This window comes from Tsukamurella sputi, assembly GCF_007858445.1.
GTDB lineage: Bacteria > Actinomycetota > Actinomycetes > Mycobacteriales > Mycobacteriaceae > Tsukamurella > Tsukamurella sputi.
Window position 1 is genome coordinate 195,136 of sequence record NZ_VIGV01000003.1, and the last position, 17,510, is coordinate 212,645.

The 17,510-nt window shown below is 71.4% G+C and carries 19 protein-coding genes; 12 read left to right on the forward strand and 7 right to left on the reverse strand.

Going from position 1 to position 17,510, the window contains the following annotated elements:
• Positions 1–5: 5 nt before the first annotated feature.
• Complete coding sequence (locus tag FK268_RS10465; protein WP_231707022.1) at positions 6–830, reverse strand: Rv3717 family N-acetylmuramoyl-L-alanine amidase; 825 nt, start codon at positions 828–830, stop codon at positions 6–8.
• Positions 831–924: 94 nt separating this feature from the next.
• Between FK268_RS10465 and FK268_RS10470 the strand changes: the two genes are divergently transcribed.
• The 6 genes from FK268_RS10470 to FK268_RS10495 are packed head-to-tail and all read left to right on the forward strand — an operon-like array spanning position 925 to position 4,093.
• Positions 925–1,233: a YbaB/EbfC family nucleoid-associated protein gene (locus FK268_RS10470; protein WP_146433783.1), complete on the forward strand. Its 309-nt coding sequence runs from the start codon at positions 925–927 to the stop codon at positions 1,231–1,233.
• Between the two features lie 10 nt (positions 1,234–1,243).
• Positions 1,244–1,891: a recombination mediator RecR gene (gene recR, locus FK268_RS10475; protein WP_146433785.1), complete on the forward strand. Its 648-nt coding sequence runs from the start codon at positions 1,244–1,246 to the stop codon at positions 1,889–1,891.
• Between the two features lie 3 nt (positions 1,892–1,894).
• Positions 1,895–2,440, forward strand: a complete 546-nt coding sequence (locus FK268_RS10480) for a uridine kinase family protein (RefSeq protein ID WP_146433787.1) — start codon at positions 1,895–1,897, stop codon at positions 2,438–2,440.
• Positions 2,441–2,472: 32 nt separating this feature from the next.
• Positions 2,473–3,069, forward strand: coding sequence for a DinB family protein (locus FK268_RS10485; RefSeq protein WP_146433789.1), 597 nt, complete (start codon positions 2,473–2,475; stop codon positions 3,067–3,069).
• A 9-nt stretch (positions 3,070–3,078) separates the two neighbouring features.
• A complete protein-coding gene (locus FK268_RS10490) occupies positions 3,079–3,567 on the forward strand; it encodes an SRPBCC family protein (RefSeq protein WP_146433791.1) in 489 nt (162 codons plus the stop codon).
• Between the two features lies 1 nt (position 3,568).
• Positions 3,569–4,093, forward strand: coding sequence for a methylated-DNA--[protein]-cysteine S-methyltransferase (locus FK268_RS10495; RefSeq protein WP_146433793.1), 525 nt, complete (start codon positions 3,569–3,571; stop codon positions 4,091–4,093).
• A gap of 27 nt (positions 4,094–4,120) precedes the next feature.
• Here the strand turns inward: FK268_RS10495 and FK268_RS10500 are convergent, their stop codons facing one another.
• Complete coding sequence (locus FK268_RS10500; RefSeq protein ID WP_146434517.1) at positions 4,121–4,828, reverse strand: type 1 glutamine amidotransferase; 708 nt, start codon at positions 4,826–4,828, stop codon at positions 4,121–4,123.
• 26 nt (positions 4,829–4,854) lie between these two features.
• On the reverse strand, positions 4,855–6,096 hold the full coding sequence (locus FK268_RS10505) for a Mur ligase family protein (protein ID WP_146433795.1): 1,242 nt from the start codon (positions 6,094–6,096) through the stop codon (positions 4,855–4,857).
• Between the two features lie 28 nt (positions 6,097–6,124).
• Between FK268_RS10505 and FK268_RS10510 the strand changes: the two genes are divergently transcribed.
• Positions 6,125–6,877: a class I SAM-dependent methyltransferase gene (locus FK268_RS10510; RefSeq protein WP_146433797.1), complete on the forward strand. Its 753-nt coding sequence runs from the start codon at positions 6,125–6,127 to the stop codon at positions 6,875–6,877.
• On the opposite strand, the gene FK268_RS10515 is transcribed toward FK268_RS10510, so the two are convergent.
• On the reverse strand, positions 6,761–7,756 hold the full coding sequence (locus tag FK268_RS10515) for an EamA family transporter (RefSeq protein WP_146433799.1): 996 nt from the start codon (positions 7,754–7,756) through the stop codon (positions 6,761–6,763). The genes FK268_RS10510 and FK268_RS10515 overlap by 117 nt on opposite strands.
• 72 nt (positions 7,757–7,828) lie before the next feature.
• Here FK268_RS10515 and FK268_RS10520 point away from each other — a divergent pair, with 72 nt between their 5' ends.
• Entirely contained in the window at positions 7,829–8,719 is an 891-nt protein-coding gene (locus tag FK268_RS10520) for a LysR family transcriptional regulator (protein ID WP_146433801.1), read from the forward strand.
• Between the two features lie 21 nt (positions 8,720–8,740).
• Complete coding sequence (locus tag FK268_RS10525; RefSeq protein ID WP_146433803.1) at positions 8,741–10,030, forward strand: MFS transporter; 1,290 nt, start codon at positions 8,741–8,743, stop codon at positions 10,028–10,030.
• Here FK268_RS10525 and FK268_RS10530 read toward each other — a convergent pair.
• Positions 9,932–10,570, reverse strand: a complete 639-nt coding sequence (locus FK268_RS10530; RefSeq protein WP_146433805.1) for a TetR/AcrR family transcriptional regulator — start codon at positions 10,568–10,570, stop codon at positions 9,932–9,934. The genes FK268_RS10525 and FK268_RS10530 overlap by 99 nt on opposite strands.
• Before the next feature lie 76 nt (positions 10,571–10,646).
• Between FK268_RS10530 and FK268_RS10535 the strand changes: the two genes are divergently transcribed.
• Positions 10,647–12,380: an FAD-binding dehydrogenase gene (locus tag FK268_RS10535; RefSeq protein WP_231707023.1), complete on the forward strand. Its 1,734-nt coding sequence runs from the start codon at positions 10,647–10,649 to the stop codon at positions 12,378–12,380.
• A complete protein-coding gene (locus FK268_RS10540) occupies positions 12,377–13,183 on the forward strand; it encodes an SDR family NAD(P)-dependent oxidoreductase (protein ID WP_231707024.1) in 807 nt (268 codons plus the stop codon). The genes FK268_RS10535 and FK268_RS10540 overlap by 4 nt, the downstream gene beginning before the upstream one ends.
• Here FK268_RS10540 and FK268_RS10545 read toward each other — a convergent pair.
• Complete coding sequence (locus FK268_RS10545; RefSeq protein ID WP_146433809.1) at positions 13,173–14,600, reverse strand: aminotransferase-like domain-containing protein; 1,428 nt, start codon at positions 14,598–14,600, stop codon at positions 13,173–13,175. The genes FK268_RS10540 and FK268_RS10545 overlap by 11 nt on opposite strands.
• On the opposite strand from FK268_RS10545, the gene FK268_RS10550 reads away from it, so the two are divergent.
• On the forward strand, positions 14,599–15,525 hold the full coding sequence (locus FK268_RS10550) for a DMT family transporter (RefSeq protein WP_146433811.1): 927 nt from the start codon (positions 14,599–14,601) through the stop codon (positions 15,523–15,525). The two genes, FK268_RS10545 and FK268_RS10550, sit on opposite strands and share 2 nt — an antisense overlap.
• A gap of 82 nt (positions 15,526–15,607) precedes the next feature.
• Here the strand turns inward: FK268_RS10550 and leuA are convergent, their stop codons facing one another.
• Positions 15,608–17,476 carry a 2-isopropylmalate synthase gene (gene leuA, locus FK268_RS10555; protein WP_146433813.1) on the reverse strand — a complete coding sequence of 623 codons (1,869 nt, stop codon included), beginning with the start codon at positions 17,474–17,476 and terminating at the stop codon, positions 15,608–15,610.
• Positions 17,477–17,510: the final 34 nt, after the last annotated feature.

Here is a 17,510-nt window from a genome sequence, read left to right on the forward strand (position 1 = left end):
GTCGGCTAGCGCGTCGTGCCGGAGCCGAGGTAGGCGGCGATCCCAGCGGCGATGGCGTCCGCGAGACGCTGCTGGCCGTCGGCCGATTCGAGCACCTTGGCCTCCTCGGCGTCGCGCAGGTTACCGGCCTCGACCAGCACCGACGGCACCGTCGCCAGGTTCAGCCCGGCCAGGTCCGACCGCGGGTAGAGGCCGCCCGAGCCGATGTACGTGGCCGGCGTGAAGCCGCCCGCCACGAGCGCGTCCCGCACCTTCGCGGCGTACGCGGGGCTCGCGGTCTGCTGCGACGGGTTGAGCGGAGGCGAGGAAAGATTCACGTGAAACCCCCGGTTGCCGGGGGCGGAACCGTCGGCGTGGATGCTGACGGCGGCGTCGGCACCCCACGTGTTCGCGGCCTCGGCGCGGGCGTCGATGCACGACGCGACCGAGGTGTCGTCGTTGCGGGAGAGCATCACCTGCGCGCCGGCCGCCGTGAGCGACTGGTAGAGCTTGTACGCCACCGCGTAGTTGAAGGTGTGCTCAGGCACGCCGTTCACGCTGGTGGTGCCGGTGGTCTGGCACGGCTTGGTGCCGCCGCGACCGGTGGGCACCTGCTTGTTGATCGATGCGTCGTTGGCGCCGTTGTGGCCGGGGTCGACGTAGATCTTCTTCCCGCTCAGCGCACCCGTCGCGAGCGGCGCCGCGTTGTTCACGAGGGCGGGCCCGGCGGGCGATAGGCTGGTGGGTGCGGCCGCGTTCCGCTGCTGTCCGGCGTCACCGATGGTGCAGCCGGAGAGGACGAGTGCGGGGATCGCGGTCGCGGCCACGAGGGCGGAACGGCGGTTCTTCACAGATCGCACTGTACCGCCCCAACCGGCACAGTGGTAACAGATGTAACACGAATCGGACATAGCGGGTCACCTGACCGGCGGAGGGAGACGGCACATGCAGCCCGGAGGCTCGATGGAAGACCTGATGGCGCAGGTCGGCGCGATGCAGCAGCAGCTCATGGCGGCCCAGCAGGAACTCGCGGTGACCACCGTCGAGGGGCAGGCCGGCGGCGGCCTGGTGAAGGTGACGGGCACCGGCGACGGCCAGGTGACGTCCGTGACCATCGACCCCAAGGTGGTCGACCCGCAGGACGTGGAGACGCTGCAGGACCTGGTGCTCGGTGCGCTGTCGGACCTCGCGAACAACACCGCGGCCGTCGCGCAGCAGAAGATGGGGCCGCTGGCGGGCGGCCTGCCCTTCTGACGGTCGGCCCGTGTACGAAGGACCCGTTCAAGAGCTGATCGACGAGCTCGCGAAACTCCCGGGGGTGGGACCGCGCGGCGCGCAGCGCATCGCGTTCCACCTCCTCGGGGTGCAGCCGACCGACATCGATCGGCTCACCAATGCCCTCACCCGCGTGCGCAACGACGTGCGCTACTGCGAGGTGTGCGGCAACGTCTCCGCCGAACAGCGGTGCCGGATCTGCTCGGACCCGCGCCGCGACGCGTCCAAGATCTGCGTGGTGGAGGAGGCGAAGGACGTCCAGGCCGTCGAGCGCACCCGCGAGTACCGCGGGCTCTATCACGTCCTCGGCGGCGCGCTGAACCCCATCAAGAGCGTCGGACCCGACAAACTGCGGATCCGCGAACTGCTCGTCCGGCTCGGTACCTCGGTCGACGGGGTCGACGTCGACGAGGTGATCATCGCCACGGACCCGAACACCGAGGGCGAGGCCACTGCGGCCTTCCTGGTGCGCATGCTCAAGGACTTCCCGGGCCTCACGGTGACGCGCCCCGCGGCGGGTCTGCCGATGGGAGCCGAGCTCGAGTTCGCCGACGAGCTGACCCTCGGCCGCGCCATGAGCGGCCGGCGTTCGCTGTCCGAGCCGCCCCGCATCCTCGAAGAGACGCCGCCGAGCTGACCCGTGGACGCCGCAGAAGTGCTGGCCCGCTTGGGTGCGCCCGAGGGCATCGTCGCGGTCGACGGGCCGTCCGGGGCCGGGAAGTCCACCTACGCCCGACGCCTCGTCGACGATCTCCGGGCCGGCGGCACCCGCACGGCGCTGGTCCGGACAGACCACTACGCCACCTGGGACGACCCGGTGTCGTGGTGGCCGCAGCTCGTCGCCGAGGTGATCGACCCGCTCGTTCGTGGGCGCAACGCCTTCTACCGCCCGGTGGTCTGGCGCGAGGGCGTCCCGTCGCCGGGCGAGGAGGTGCGCCTGCCGTGGGCGCCGCTGATCGTCATCGAGGGAGTCTCGAGTGCGCGCCGCTCCTTCGCCCACCGGCTCTCGCTGGCGCTGTGGCTGGACGGCGGCACCGAGCAGCAGCGGCTGGAGCGGGCGGTCGCGCGCGACGGTGAGGAGTCACGCGCCGAGCTCGGCCGGTGGCAGGAATTCGAGCGCGGCTGGTTCGCGGTCGACGGTACGCGCGACCGCTGCACGGTGGTCGAGTCCGTGCTCGAGGCGTAGAACCTGTCGGTGCCCTGTGGCATCGTCGGGCCATGGACGCGCGCACCGGCGACGAGGCCCTCAAGGCGGACCTCCAGGACTACCTGGACCGTGCGCGGGATGCGCTGATCTGGAAACTCGAGGGCCTCGGTGAGTACGACCTGCGCCGTCCCCTCACACCGACGGGCACGAATCTTCTGGGCCTGGTCAAGCACTGTGCGATGGTCGATTCGGGCTATCTCGGCGGCTGCTTCGCCCGGCCCTTCACCCACCCGTACCTCCCGGATCCGGAGGCGCCGGACCACATCGCCGACGACGACCTGTGGGTGCGGGCCGACGAGCCGACGGCGGCGATCGTCGACCTGTTCGCCCAGTCCCGGGCGCACGCCACCGCCACCCTCGCGGCACTCCCGCTCAGCGCCCTCGGGACGGTGCCGTGGTGGGGCGAGCGGGGCCGGGCGGTCACGCTGCACCGTCTCGCGATGCACACCTTCTTCGACCTCGACCGGCACGCCGGCCAGGCGGACATCGTCCGCGAACTGATCGACGGTGCGGTGGGCCTGCAGCCGGGAAACACCAACCTCCCCGACGGCGTCGATCGCCCGGTGCATCGCGCGAAGATCGAAGCCGCCGCGCGGGCCGCGGAATAGGATCCGAGCATGCGACTGCGCGACCGTCCCATCGTCGAGGTCTCCCGTGAACTCCCCTGCAGCCCGGAGGAGGCGTGGCACCTCGTCACCGACATCACGCTCCCCACGCGGGCCGAGGGCGACCTGCAGCGCGCGGAGTGGCTCGACGGGGCCACGGGCGTCGAGGTCGGGGCCCGCTTCCGTGGATACAACGCGGATCCCGAGATCGGCGAGTGGTGCACCGAGCCCGTCGTCGCCGAGGTCGAGCCCGGTCGGCGATGGGTGTGGAGCGTCGGCCCCGTCGATGATCCGCTGGCCACCTGGGGGTTCGAGGTCGAACCCACCGAGACGGGCGCGCGCGTCCGACAATGGGCGCGTGCGGGAACGGGGTCCTCGCCGCTGAGCGAGTACATCGCGCAGCACCCGGAGCAGGAGGCGCAGATCATCGACTTCCGCCTCGGCATCTGGCGCGACGGTATGCGCGCGAACCTCGATCTCCTGGCGCGGGAGACGAGCTGACGTGGCCGCCGGGTACACCCTCTTCGACACAGCCGTCGGGCGGTGCGGGATCGCCTGGGGCGCAGACGGTGCCGTGACCGCCGTCCGGCTGCCGGAGGAGTCCGACGAGGTGACCTCGCAGTACCTCGGCGAGGGTGCACAGGCCTCCGCACCACCGTCGGAGGTGGCCCGCGTCATCGCCGCCGTCGTCGATCTGGTCTCGGGCGCGAACCTCGATGACGATCTCGCCTGGGTGCCCCTGGACATGCACGGGCTCACGGACTTCCAGCGTGCGGTCTATGACGTCGCGCGCAGGATCCCGCCCGGCTCCACTCGTACCTACGGCGAGATCGCTACGGAAATAGGGCTTCCCGGCTCCGCCCGTGCTGTCGGCCGAGCGCTGGGGGAGAATCCGTACCCGCCCGTGGTGCCCTGCCATCGCGTCACCGCGGCGAACGGCCGCACCGGCGGTTTCTCCGCCGGCGGCGGTGTCACCACCAAGATGCGCCTGCTCGCCACCGAGCAGGCCGTGCTCGGCCTCTGGTGACTACCCCCACCGGCGCAGCGCCCGGACCTACTTCCGCAGCCGCTCGCGGCGCAGCAGATCCACGTCCGGCAGATCCAGCGGCTCGAGCGACCGTCCGGTCGCGCGGGCCAGGAGGTAGTCGGCCAGCTCGGGGTTCCGGGCGAGCGCCGGGCCGTGCATGTAGGTGCCGAGCACGCTGCCCTGCACCACCCCGTCGACCGCCTCGCCGGCACCGTTGCCGGTTCCCCGGACCACACGCTGCAGCGGCCGGGCGTCGGGTCCGAGCGTCGATCCGCCCCGGTGGTTCTCGAAACCCGTGAGCGGCTGGGTGAGGCCGTCGATGAGCGGGCGTCCCTCGATCTCGCCGATCGATCGGGTCGCCTGCGGCGTCGTGGTGAGGTCGAACAGCGAGATGCCGTCGACCTTCTCGCCCTCGGAGGTCTCGTACCAGTGGCCGAAGACCTGGATCGCGGCGCAGATCGCCAGCACGGGGGCGCCCTTCGCGGCGGCCTCCTGCAGGCCCGGGTAGCGGGTCATGTGCCGGGTGGCCAGGCGCTGCGCGTTGTCCTCCGCGCCGCCGAGCGTGTAGACATCGCACGATGCGGGCACGGGATCGGCCAGGGTGATCGGCAGGACCTCGGCGTCGATGCCGCGCAGCCGCGCGCGCTGGCGCAGCACCAGGGCGTTGCCGCCGTCGCCGTAGGTACCCATGACATCGGGCAGCACCAGGCCGATGACCAGAGTGGACTCGGTGATCCGGGCCTCGGATCCGGAGAAGTCGATCATGCGCGCCGCCCTTCCAGAGCCGTGTTCAGGTCGCGGAACGCCGTGTAGTTGGCGAGCACCTCCACGCGTCCGGGCGGGCACGAGGCGATCGCCGCGACGGGATCGGCCACGAGTGAATGCTCGGCGCCCGCGTAGGTCAGCCGCACCGCGAGATCGGCGGCGCGTTCACCCGAGGCCACGACCTTGCCGTTCTCGAACCGCTCGAACTGCACGTCCCACAGCCAGGAGAGGTCCTCGCCGTCGGGCACCTGCCCGTTGACGGCGATCACCAGCCCTTCGGCGGTGCCATCGATCATCGACATCGCCTCCTGCCAGCCGGCGGGGTTCTTCGCGAGCAGCATCCGGACGGTGTGCCCGCCGACGGTCACCGTCGAGTAGCGGCCCGCGACCTCGCCGACGGTGCCGACGGCCTCGACTGCGGCGCGCGGGTCGGCGCCCATCGCGACCGCGGCGGCGACGGCCTGTGCGGCGTTGCCGCGGTTGGCCCGGCCGGGGAGCTTGAGGACCAGCGGCGCGACGAAGCCGTCGGGGCCGTGGATGTTCTCATCGTCGACCCACCAGTCGGGGGTGGGCCGGGAGAAGTCGGTTCCCGTCGAGTACCAGTGGTCGCCGTCGCGGACGATGGGTTCACCCGAGCGCGGGCAGGAGGTGGAGTCGCTGGTCCAACCGCTTCCGGCGGCCACCCATACGACCTTCTTCGCGTCGTAGGCGACGGACGTGACGAGGACGTCGTCGCAGTTCGCGATCACCGTGAGCTCGGGGTGCGCGTCGACCCCCGCGCGCAGGCGGCGCTCGATGGCGTTGATCTCGCCGACCCGGTCCAGCTGGTCGCGGGAGAGGTTGAGCAGCACGAGAGCCTCGGCCCCCGTCGCGTCGAGGACGTGCGGGACGTGCAGCTCGTCCACCTCGAGGGCGGCCAGCGAAGCGCGCTGGTGCGCGGTGAGCGCGGCGACGATGCCGGCGTCCATATTGGCCCCGTCGGCCTGCGTCGCCACGTCGCGTCCCGTCGTGGCGAGCGCAGCGGCCGTCATCCGCGTGGTGGTGGACTTGCCGTTGGTACCGGTCACGACCGCGGTGCGCTTACCCGCCGCGAGCCGGGCCATGAGGTTCGGCTCGATCTTGAGCGCGACCAGGCCGCCGATCATCGAGCCCTTGCCGCGTCCGGCGCGCTGCGACGCCCAGGCTGCGGATCGGGCGGCGAGCAGCGCCGCGCGGGCGCGGAGGGGGAGTCCGGGCATGCGGTCCAGAATAGGGCAAGCTGGATTCATGGCTGAACTGCACGAGGACCGACGGCGGGCGCTCTCGTTCGGGGCGCTGGCCGAGGATTACGACCGGCTCCGGCCCCGCTACGCGGACGTCACGGTCGACGCGATCGCGGCGGGAGCGGGCAGCGCCGTCGACATCGGCGCGGGTACGGGGATCCTGTCGCGGCAGCTTCGGGACCGCGGCGTCGAGGTGCTGGCCGTGGAACCGGACGCCGCGATGGCGGAGGTCGCGCGGGCATCGGGAGTGCCGGCGGAGGTCGCGACCTTCGAGGAATGGGATGCCCGCGGCCGCACCTTCGACCTCGTCACCTTCGGGCAGTCCTGGCACTGGGTGGACGCCGACACCGCGGTGCCGCGCCTGGCGGATCTCCTCAACCCGGGCGGCCGCGTCGTGCTGCTGTGGAACAAGCTGCGCCCGACGACCCCGTCGAACGACGCCCTCCGCGCCGCGAGCGAGGACTACGTCAACGTCGAGGCGGCGGGCGCGGGTACCGCGCACGACCAGATGTTCGCGATGGCGGAGCTGCGCGGTCGGTTCGAGGCCGCGGGCTTCACGGTGACCGAGCGGGAGGACGGCTGGACCGAGACGCAGGCGAAGGACCGCTGGCTCGACCTCGCCTTCACCTACTCGGGGCACTCAACCCTGCCGGACGACCGCCGCGCCGCCCTGCGCGCCGCGCTCTCCGAGGTCATCGGTGACGGTGACGTCGAGCTCGCCGCCGGCACCATCGCCCTCGTCGCCCGGAAGCGCTGACGCGGGCTTCCGGAGCATCCCCAGGAGGCAGCCGGCGATGACCGTGGCGGCCCCGGCCAGCGCGAGCGCCGACGGATGCTCGCCCAGGACGATCGCACTCGCAGCGATCCCGACGACCGGCACCAGGAGCGTCGCGGGAGCCACCGTCGACGCCGGATAGCGGGCCATCAGCGCGCCCCACAGCCCGTACCCGACGACGGTGCTGAGGATCGCGATGTACGCGACCCCGAGGAGAGCGAGGCGCCCGTCCGTGCCGTCGAGGCTGTGGGCCAGGGCCTTCCAGCCGACGGTGGGACCCTCGACGACCGCGCTCAGGGCGAGCATGGGCAGGGGCGGGATCACCGACATCCACAGGGTGAACCGGAAGGGCTCCGACGGTGCCGCCAGGCGCTGCCCGATGTTGCCGAACGCCCAGCTCAGGCCGCCGAGCAGGGTCAAGACGACGCCCAGCACTCCGACACCGGCTGCGGCGTCCGCGCGGTCGGCGATGATCAGAGCCATGCCCACGACGGCGATGCCGATCCCGGCGATCTGCCGCACGGCCAGCTTCTCGTGCAGCAGGACCGCACCGAGCAACACCGTGAACGGCGCCGAGGACTGCAGCACCAGCGATGCCAGGCCCGTCGGCATCCCGATGTGCATCGCGGTGAACAACAGCCCGAACTGGAAGGTCCCCGAGCCCAGGCCGTAGAGCACGAGCCACGTCACGGGGCCCTTCGGCGGGCGCACGAACAGCAGGACGGGGAGCGCGAGCACCAGGAAGCGCAGCGCGCCCAGGAACAGGGGCGGGAAGTAGTCGAGGCCGTAGCGGATGGCGAGGAAGTTCAGTCCCCACAGCACGACGACGAACAGGGCGACGAGGCGGTGGCGGGGACTCATGCCCTCCACTGTTCCCACCGCGGACCGGAAGGACAATCGAATACTTCTTGACCGTCCATGTAGCTTGACTGAATGGACGTCCATCGCCTGCGGATCCTTCGTGAGCTCGCCGACCGCGGCACCGTCGCCGCGACCGCGGCGGCCATGGACATGACCCCGTCGGCGGTCTCGCAGCAGCTCAAGGTGCTCGCGCGGGAGGCGGGCGTGGACCTGCTCGAGCCCGACGGTCGGCGGGTGCGCCTCACGGACGCCGGCCTCGCGCTCGTGGTTCGCGCGGAATCGGTGCTGGGCGAACTCGATCGGGCGCGCGCGGAGATGGACCGCTATCGCTCGACCCCCGTCGGCGTGGTGCGGCTGACCCTCTTCCCGTCGGCCGCGGAGCTGCTCCTGCCCGGCGTCCTGCGACGCACCGCCGCCGCGGGTGTGCAGGTGGCGGCCGCGGACGTCGACCTGCCCGGCACGGAGCTGCCGGCGATGCTGGCCGACGCCGACGTGGTGGTCGCGCACCGGGACGAACGCGCCGCGGCCCTGGGCGGACCGCGCATCGCCTCCCGCGTGCTCATGCGCGAACCGATCGATCTGGTGGTGCCCGTCGATCATCCGCTCGCGGCGGCCGGCCGGGTCGATGCCACCCAGCTCGCCGATCTGGACTGGATCAGCGTGCGGGACGGCTTCCCCGTCGACGACGTGCTCCGTTCCCTCGCCACTCTCACCGGCGTGCAGCCGCGGGTGGTGCAGCGGATCAACGACTTCCACACCATCCAGGCGATGGTCGCCGCCGGACTGGGAGTGGCGCTCGTGGCCCGCCACGCGGTGACGCACCCCGGCGTGCGCGGGCTGGAGATCGTCGGTGTGCTCGCCGCCCGCATCCTCGAGGTGGCGACCCGACCCGGGGCCGAACGCCGGCCCGCTGTGGCGGCGGTTCTGCGCGCCCTCGACGAGGAGGTCGCGGCGGTGAGTTGACGTCCGCGTCGAAGTCATCCCATGATTTCGGGGATGCCGTCGAACCCGGAACCCTCCGCTCCGCCCGCGCTGCGGGCCGTCGGCGCTCTGACGTGCGCTGCTGCCCTGATCGTCATGGGTATCTGCCTGCGCCTGATCTTCGGCAGCTCATCGGCGGTGCTCTCGGAGATCCGCGACGCGTACGGCTTGAGCGGGGCGGAGGTCGCGCTGCTGACCACGGGCCCCGTCATCTGCCTGGGCCTGTTCTCGGCCGTGACGCCGAGGCTGGCGCGTCGGTTCACCGCGGTCGTGGTGGCGACGATCGCCGTCCTGATGGTGGCGGTGGGGAGCGCCGTGCGGATCGTTCCCACGTGGACGGTGCTGCTGTGCGGCACGATGCTCGCGGGCGCGGGGATCGCGATGGGCAACGTGCTCGGGCCGGTCCTCGTGCGGATCTTCTTCCCGCATCGGATCGGCCTGATGACGGGGCTGTTCACGGCGATGGTGTGCGCCTCCACAGGAGTCGCCTCGGCGCTGACGGTTCCCGGCGCGACGGCGCTGGGCGGCAGCTGGCGGGGCGCGCTCGCGCTGTGGGCCGTCCCCGCCGTCGTCGCGGCCGCACTGCTGGCGACGATCACCGTGCGGTACCTCCGGTTCCGCCGGAGCGTCCCCGAGGCCGACGGTGCCGCCGAGCGCGGCGCGGCCAGGGCGGTGCTGCGCAGCCCCGTCGCGTGGGCGGTCACGGGATTCATGGGCCTGCAGTCCTTGCAGGCCTACGCGCTGATCGGATGGATCCCCACGATCTACCGCGATCGCGGGCTGTCCGCCGAAACGGCCGGTGCGATGCTCGCGATCGGCGGCCTGCTCAGCGTGGTCACCGCATTGAGCTTCCCGCAGTGGGCGGCGCGCCGGCGCGACCAGCGGATCGTCGCCGTGGCGGCGGTGGGTCTGCAGGCGATCGGGGTGTTCGGCGTGCTGGCCTTCGGTGACGGGATCGGCGCGTGGATCGCGAACGTCTTCGTCGGATTCGGGCTCGGCGCGATGATCTCGCTGGCGGTGACGATGATGAATCTGCGCGTCGCCACCACCGCGCAGGCCGTCTCGCTCTCCGCGATGTCGCAGACGGTGGGCTACCTGCTCGCCGCGTGGGGGCCGATGCTGATGGGTGTGCTGCACGGCGTGCGCGGCACCTGGACGATCCCGCTGATCTCCCTGCTGGTGCTGCTGATGCCGCTACTGCTGTGCGGGCTCGTCGCCGGAGGGGACAGGACCGTCGGTGCGCGGGGCGGGGTGTCCCGCGACGGTGTGCAGCCCGGCGGGCAGGAAGCGTAGGAGCAGCTCCCGTGCCGCGGCGGAGTCGCCGTCGACCAGGTGGGTGAGCTGCACGCCCTCGTACAGCGCCACCGCGAATCGGGCCAGCGCCGCGGCATCCGGGGCGGGGACGAAGCGGGAGAGCGCTGCGGACAGCCGATCCCGGATCGCTCCGTCGCGCTCGGTCAGGCGTGCGGCGGCGACGGCGTCGCGCGCGGCGAAGATGGTGAACTCGGTGGAGAGCAGGCCCCACCGACGCTCCTCGGGGTCGTCGGGTGCGGCCGCCCGGGCGGCGCCGGCGATGGCGTCCTCGAGGGAGTCCGCGGCGTCGATCACCGCCGCCACCCGCCCGATCTGCCGCTCCGTGTGCCGGTCGAACAGGGCGAGGAACAGGGCCTCCTTGCCTGAGAAGTTCGAGTAGAAGGCGCCGCGGGAGAGCTCGGCGCGGCGGCAGATCTCGTCCATCGACGCGGCGTGATAGCCCCGCTCGGCGAAGACGTCCAGGCCCGCGTCGAGGAAGCGCTCGACACTGCGTGCACGCGTCTGTTCGCCCTTCGCCACGGCCCCTCCGTTTCGTTGACGCCCGGTGTGATGCGTGCCATGCTATCGATAAGTAGAACGCCGAGTCTAGTTATGAATGGGAGAGAGGCGGGCCATGGCCGAGGAGATGTCGACGGGACTGGACGGCTTCGCGCCCGATGCGATCGTGGTGGGAGCGGGTCTCGCGGGCCTCGTCGCCGCGTACGAGCTCTCGCGGGCGGGGCGCCGGGTCCTGATCGTCGACCAGGAGAACCGCAACAACCTCGGTGGCCAGGCCTTCTGGAGCCTGGGCGGACTGTTCCTCGTGGACTCGCCGGAGCAGCGCCGCCTCGGGATCAAGGACTCCTTCGAGCTGGCGTGGCAGGACTGGACCGGTTCGGCGGGCTTCGACCGTGAGGACGAGGATCACTGGCCTCGCCAGTGGGCCCGCGCCTACGTCGAGTTCGCGACGCACCGCAAGCGCGACTACCTGCGTCGCCTCGGCCTCGGCTTCACCCCCGTCGTGGGTTGGGCCGAACGGGGCGGCGGCGCGGCCGACGGCCATGGCAATTCGGTGCCCCGCTTCCACCTCACCTGGGGCACCGGGCCCGAGGTGGTGCGCGTCTTCCGTGAGCCGGTCGAACGTGCCGAGGCGCAGGGCCTGGTGTGCTTCGCTTTCCGGCGCCGCGTGGACGAGCTGGTCACCGGCGACGACGGAGCGATCGTGGGCGTGCGCGGCGCGGTCCTGGAGCCCACGGACCTCGAGCGCGGCGTCGCCAGCAGTCGGGAGACGATCGGGGAGTTCGAGTTCCGCGCGCCGACGGTGCTCGTGACCTCCGGCGGCATCGGCCACAACTTCGAGCTCATGCGCACCTACTGGCCCACCGAGCGGCTCGGCCCGTTCCCGAAGCACATGATCGCGGGCGTCCCCGCCCACGTCGATGGCCGTATGCTCGCGATCGCCGAGGCCGCGGGCGCGAACATCGTCAACCGGGACCGGGTCTGGGCCTACACCGAGGGGATCCACAACTGGGACCCGATCTGGCCCGATCACGCGATCCGCATCATTCCGGGGCCGTCCTCGCTGTGGTTCGACGCGAACGGCAACCGCTTCGCGGCGCCGAACTTCCCCGGCTTCGACACGAACGCGACGATGAAGGCGATCCTCGAGACCGGCTACGACTACTCGTGGTTCGTGCTCACCGAGACGATCATCGAGAAGGAGTTCGCGCTCTCCGGTTCGGAGCAGAACCCGGACATCACCGAGAAGGACCTGAAACTCGCTCTCGGCCGGGTGAAGTCGAAGGGGGCGCCGGGCCCCGTCGAGGCCTTCAAACAGCACGGCGAGGACTTCGTCGTGGCCGACACGCTGGAGGACCTGGTCGCCGGCATGAACGCCATCGGCCGCGGCGGGCAGGTCGATCTCGATCGCCTGCGCTCGCAGATCGAGGCGCGGGACCGCGAGACGACCAATTCCTTCAGCAAGGACGCGCAGCTGCAGGCGATGCACAACGCGCGGAACTACCTGGGCGACAAGGTGGTGCGCGTGGCCAAACCGCATCGTATCCTCGACCCCGCGCACGGCCCGCTCATCGCGGTGCGCCTGAACATCCTCTCGCGCAAGACGCTGGGCGGGCTCGAGACCGATCTCTCCGCGCGCGTCCTCGGGGCCGACGGTGCGCCCGTCCCCGGCTTGTACGCGGCCGGCGAGGTGGCCGGGTTCGGCGGGGGCGGCGTGCACGGCTACAACGCCCTGGAGGGCACGTTCCTCGGCGGATGCATATTCTCGGGAATGACGGCGGGCCGCGCTGCGGCGGCCGCCACCGGCGGAGACAAGGGAGTGCGGGCGTGAGCGGACGGACGGCATTGGTGACCGGGGCGACCTCGGGCATCGGCTACGAGACGGCGAAGCTACTGGTGCAGAAGGGCTACCGGGTCCTCGGTACCAGCCGCGATCCGGAGAAGATCGCCGCCGACAAGCGGATCCCCGGCGTGGAGTACCTCGCGCTGGACCTCGCCGACCGCGACTCCGTCGCCGCGTGCGCGACCGCGGCCGGTGCTGTCGACGTCGTCGTGAACAACGCGGGCGAGAGCCAGTCCGGGCCGCTCGAGGAGCTGCCCGCAGAGGCGGTCGACCGACTCTTCCAGACCAACGTCTTCGGTGCGGTGCAGCTCACCCAGCGGTTGCTTCCGGCGATGCGCGAGCGCCGCTACGGCCGTGTGATCATGGTCGGTTCGATGCTCGCGAGTTTCCCCCTCGCCTACCGCGGTTCGTACGTCGCGGCGAAGGCCGCGCTCAAGGGCTTCGCCGCCGCGGCCCGGCAGGAGCTCTCGCCCTTCGGGGTGTGGGTGTCCACGGTGGAGCCCGGCTCGATCGCCACCGGTATCGGCGAGCGGCGCACCAAGTACGTGGCCGATGATTCGGTGTACCGCAAGGATTTCGACACGATGATCGACAACCTCGACGCGAACGAGCGGGCGGGTATCACTCCGGCTCGGGTCGCGGAGATCATCGTGAAGGCGATCGAAGCCGATAAGCCGCGCGAGTTCTACGCGGTGGGGAGCAACGCGCCGCTGGTCTTCCTGCTCAAGCGGCTCGTCCCGGTGGAGGTGGTCTCGTCGATCGTCGCGCGAAGGCACGGCCTCAAGCGGTAGGCCGCCACCCCGTCCGGGTGATCGCCTCCTGCAGGATCGCCGCGGCCTCGGGGAAGCGTTCGGGCTGCGGTCCGGCGTAGGCCAGTCGAAGGTGATTGCCGGTCGGCTCGGCCGGGAACCACTCGTCGCCGGGGCCGACGACGAGGCCGTCGCGGCGGCACCTGTCGACCACCGCTCCGAGGTCGATCTCGGCGGGCAGGCGTGCCCACAGGGCGAGACCGCCGCGGGGGACGGCGTCCACGGCGACCGCCGGCGCGTGGTCGTGGAGGGAGTGCAGCAGCAGGTCCCGGCGCTCGCCGAGGTCGCGTCCGAGCCGTCGTAGGTGGGTACTCCACGCCGGGGTGGTGACAACTTCGAGGGCGACCGCCTGCAGCACGCCGCTCACGTACATCGCGTCGGCCTGGGTATCGGCGAGGATCCGGTCGCGCGCCGGCCCCCGCGCGATCACCGCCGCGACCCGCACCGCCGGGGCGACGCTCTTGCTGAGCGAGCGGATGTACACCACGTGCCCCGCGTCATCGCGCGCCGCGAGGGGAACGGGCGCAGCGTCGATACCGAAGTCGCGGGCGTAGTCGTCCTCGATGAGGAAGGCGCCGGCGGTGCGGACGGCGTCCAGGACGGCCTCCGCGCGCTCCGTGTCCCACACGGCCCCCGTCGGGCTCGCGAAGGCGGGCTGGGCGTAGAAGGCCCGGGCTCCGGTCTCGGCGAGGACCCTGCGGACGACGTCCGGGTCGGGGCCCGACGGTCCGCTCGGCACCGGCACCACGTCGACCCCCGCCTGCTCCGCGGCCAGGATGGCTCCCCAGTACGTGGGGGACTCCATGACGAGCGGCCGGCCCGCGCCGACCAGTGCTCGGAAGGTCGTGAGGAGCGCCCCCTGGCTGCCGGGGGTCACCACGACGTCACGGGTACCCACGGGGCCGACGCCCGCGGACGTGAGTGCGGCCAGTTCGGCGGCGAACCACGACCGCAATTCGGGGATTCCTGCGACGGGCGGCCTGCCCAGTAGTGCCTCGCTCCGGGCGGCCCGTGCCAGCGCCGGACGCACGAGCCGTTCGGGTAGCAGTTCGCGCGCGGGGTAGCCGGAGTGCAGGCCGATGGCGTCGCCGTCCGACGGCTGCAGCGAGGTGGGCGAGGCGGGGTTGCGCCGGCCCACCGCTCCGAGGGCCGCGGTCTGCCAGCCGAGGTCGACGGGACGCGCCGCGCGCTCGACCCGCACGAAAGTGCCTATACCCGGACGAGTTTCGATCTCGCCGAGCGCGGTCAGTGAGCGCAGGGCCTGCTGCACCGTGACAGGGCTCACCCGGTGCTCGGCGACGAGGGCTCGCGTCGAGGGCAGCTTCGCGCCTGGGGGCGCCGCGGCGATCCACGCCCGCAGCGCTGTCGTCAGACGCGCTCCACTGCTATCGTTGGACATGAGTCAACATGATAGCGCTACTGTAGTTGAAACGCCGGTGATACCGAGGCCGTACCGCGGGCGCGCCGGTCTGCTGTGGGGGCTGCTCGGTGTACTGGCCTTTTCGTTCACCGTGCCCTTCACGCGCGTCGCCATCGCCGACGGTGGCCTCCCGCCGCTGTTCGTCGGCGCGGGGCGGGCGGTGATCGCTGCGGCGCTCGCGGGGCTCGCCCTCGTCGTGACGCGGCAGGCGCTCCCGCGGGGTAGGCAGTGGCTGCGGGTGTGCGTCGTCGCGCTCGGCGTGGTGGTCGGCTTCCCTGTCCTGACCTCGTTCGCGCTGACCACCTCGTCGGCCTCGCACGGCACCGTGGTGATCGCGCTCCTACCCGCGGCGACCGCCGTGGCGGCGGTGGTGCGAACAGGGGAGCGGCCGCGCGGGGCCTTCTGGGGCGCCGTGGCGGTGGGCGCGGTGTGCGCCGTCGCCTTCGCCGTGCTGCAGGGCGGTGGCATCGGGGCTCTGCACCCGTCCGATCTGTTGCTGTTCGGCGCGGTGCTCGCCGCGGCCATCGGGTACGCGGAGGGCGGCTTGCTCTCCCGGGAACTCGGTGCTTGGCAGACGATCTCGTGGGCCCTGGTGGTGGCGGCGCCGGTGATGGCGGCACTCACGGTCTTCAGCGCACGGGGCGGCGTCAGCGGCACGACGTCGGGCTGGTGGGCCTTCGCCTACCTCGGAGTGGTGAGCATGTTCCTGGGATTCTTCGCCTGGTACCGCGGGCTGGCGATCGGACCGATGACGACGGTCAGCCAGGTCCAACTCGTCCAACCCGTCTTCGGGATCACCTGGGCGGCGCTGCTTCTCGGCGAGTCGATCGGCTGGTCGACGGTGCTCGGCGGCCTCGCCGTCATCGCCGCCGCGACTGCCGCCGTGCGCACCCGAACCCGCTGATCCCCTGCCTGAACGGAGGCAGAAGTGGAAATGACGAGTGGGTGTGGCGCAGCGCCACACCCACTCGTCACGATCCGAGGTTCTACGGAGCCCACGTCCGCGTCGAGGCTTCGCCGACGGCCTCTTCCACGGACCGGCGGCTACCGTTGGCGCGGTTGACAGCCGAGACCACGGCACGCAGCGAGGCGGTGGTGATCGACGGGGCGATGCCGACACCCCAGACGGTGCGGTCCTCGTCGCCCACGCGGACGATGGCCTCGACGTAGGCCGCGGCCTGCGCGTCGTCGCCGGCGGAGAGGGCGTGCTCGCTGTAGTCCAGCACCCGTACGTCGAAGCCGACGGTGCCGATCGCGTCGACGAAGGCCGCGAGCGGGCCGTTGCCCTCGCCGGAGATCTCCTGCTCCTTGCCGTCGACCTTGACCACGGCGTCGATGCGGTCGACGCCACCGTCGATCTCGGACGCGGTCACCTTCTGGCGCATGCGCTCCAGGGGCAGGATCGGATCGATGTACTCGCCGGCGAAGACGTCCCACATCTCCTTGGGTGTGACCTCGCCGCCCTCGCCGTCGGTGATCTTCTGCACCGACTGGCTGAACTCGATCTGCAGGCGTCGCGGCAGCTGGAGCCCGTGGTCGGACTTCATGATGTAGGCGACGCCGCCCTTGCCGGACTGGCTGTTGACGCGGATGACGGCTTCGTAGCTGCGGCCCACGTCCTTGGGGTCGATCGGCAGGTACGGCACCTGCCACAGGATGTCGTCGACGTCCTTATCGGCCTCGTCGGCGTCGATCTTCATCTGATCGAGGCCCTTGTTGATCGCGTCCTGGTGGCTGCCGGAGAAGGCGGTGTATACCAGGTCGCCGCCGTAGGGGTGCCGCTCGGGCACGGGCAGCTGGTTGCAGTACTCGACGGTACGGCGGATCTCGTCGATGTCCGAGAAGCTGATCTGCGGATCGATGCCGCGGCTGAACATGTTCAGGCCGAGCGTGACCAGACAGACGTTGCCGGTGCGCTCACCGTTGCCGAACAGGCAGCCCTCGATGCGGTCGGCACCGGCCAGGTAGCCCAGCTCTGCCGCTGCGACGCCCTCGCCGCGGTCGTTGTGCGGGTGCAGCGACAGGATGACGCTGTCGCGGCGAGCCAGGTTGCGGCTCATCCACTCGATGGAATCGGCGTAGACGTTCGGGGTGGCCATCTCGACGGTGGCGGGCAGGTTCAGGATCATCGGCTTCGCGGGGGTCGGCGCGATGATCTCGGTGACCGCGTCGCAGACCTCCTTGGCGAAGGAGAGCTCGGTGCCCGTGTAGGACTCGGGGGAGTACTCGTAGCGCCACTCGGTGTCCGGGTACTTCTTCTCCTCCTCGAGCACCTTGTGCGCCGCATCGGTCGCGATCTTCTTGATCGCCGCCTTGTCGGCGCGGAAGACCACGCGGCGCTGCAGGACCGAGGTCGAGTTGTAGAAGTGGACGATCACGTTCTTCGCGCCCTGGCAGGCCTCGAAGGTGCGCTCGATCAGCTCGTCGCGGCACTGCACGAGCACCTGGATCGTCACGTCGTCGGGGATGGCGCCGTCCTCGATGATCTCGCGGACGAAGTCGTAGTCGGTCTGGCTGGCGGACGGGAAGCCGACCTCGATCTCCTTGTAGCCCATGCGGACCAGCAGGTCGAACATGCGCCGCTTGCGCGCCGGGCTCATGGGATCGATGAGGGCCTGGTTCCCGTCGCGCAGGTCCACCGCGCACCACAGGGGAGCGGTGGTGGCCACCTTGTCCGGCCAGGTGCGGTCGGGGAGCTCGATGTGCTCGACCTCGTCGCCGAAGGAACGGTAGCGGTGCGCGGGCATCGCGCTTCCGCGCTGTGGGTTCCACGCGGGCTGCCCCGGGTTGCGGGGGCCGGCCGGAGCGGAGATCTTCGATACGCCGGAGGTGTAGGAATCGGCTGCAGGGCTCATGGTGAAAGAGGCTACTTTCTCGTCAGCGCCCCCG

What these genes read in the sequence shown, in the direction of transcription:
- FK268_RS10510 (WP_146433797.1), top strand. Translation starts at nt 6,125, where the DNA reads ATGGCTGAACTGCACGAGGACCGACGGCGGGCGCTCTCGTTCGGGGCG.
- FK268_RS10505 (WP_146433795.1), bottom strand. Translation starts at nt 6,096, where the DNA reads ATGCCCGGACTCCCCCTCCGCGCCCGCGCGGCGCTGCTCGCCGCCCGA.
- FK268_RS10490 (WP_146433791.1), top strand. Translation starts at nt 3,079, where the DNA reads ATGCGACTGCGCGACCGTCCCATCGTCGAGGTCTCCCGTGAACTCCCC.
- FK268_RS10545 (WP_146433809.1), bottom strand. Translation starts at nt 14,600, where the DNA reads ATGTCCAACGATAGCAGTGGAGCGCGTCTGACGACAGCGCTGCGGGCG.
- FK268_RS10535 (WP_231707023.1), top strand. Translation starts at nt 10,647, where the DNA reads ATGGGAGAGAGGCGGGCCATGGCCGAGGAGATGTCGACGGGACTGGAC.
- FK268_RS10550 (WP_146433811.1), top strand. Translation starts at nt 14,599, where the DNA reads ATGAGTCAACATGATAGCGCTACTGTAGTTGAAACGCCGGTGATACCG.
- FK268_RS10525 (WP_146433803.1), top strand. Translation starts at nt 8,741, where the DNA reads ATGATTTCGGGGATGCCGTCGAACCCGGAACCCTCCGCTCCGCCCGCG.
- FK268_RS10515 (WP_146433799.1), bottom strand. Translation starts at nt 7,756, where the DNA reads ATGAGTCCCCGCCACCGCCTCGTCGCCCTGTTCGTCGTCGTGCTGTGG.
- FK268_RS10485 (WP_146433789.1), top strand. Translation starts at nt 2,473, where the DNA reads ATGGACGCGCGCACCGGCGACGAGGCCCTCAAGGCGGACCTCCAGGAC.
- FK268_RS10520 (WP_146433801.1), top strand. Translation starts at nt 7,829, where the DNA reads ATGGACGTCCATCGCCTGCGGATCCTTCGTGAGCTCGCCGACCGCGGC.
- leuA (WP_146433813.1), bottom strand. Translation starts at nt 17,476, where the DNA reads ATGAGCCCTGCAGCCGATTCCTACACCTCCGGCGTATCGAAGATCTCC.
- FK268_RS10470 (WP_146433783.1), top strand. Translation starts at nt 925, where the DNA reads ATGCAGCCCGGAGGCTCGATGGAAGACCTGATGGCGCAGGTCGGCGCG.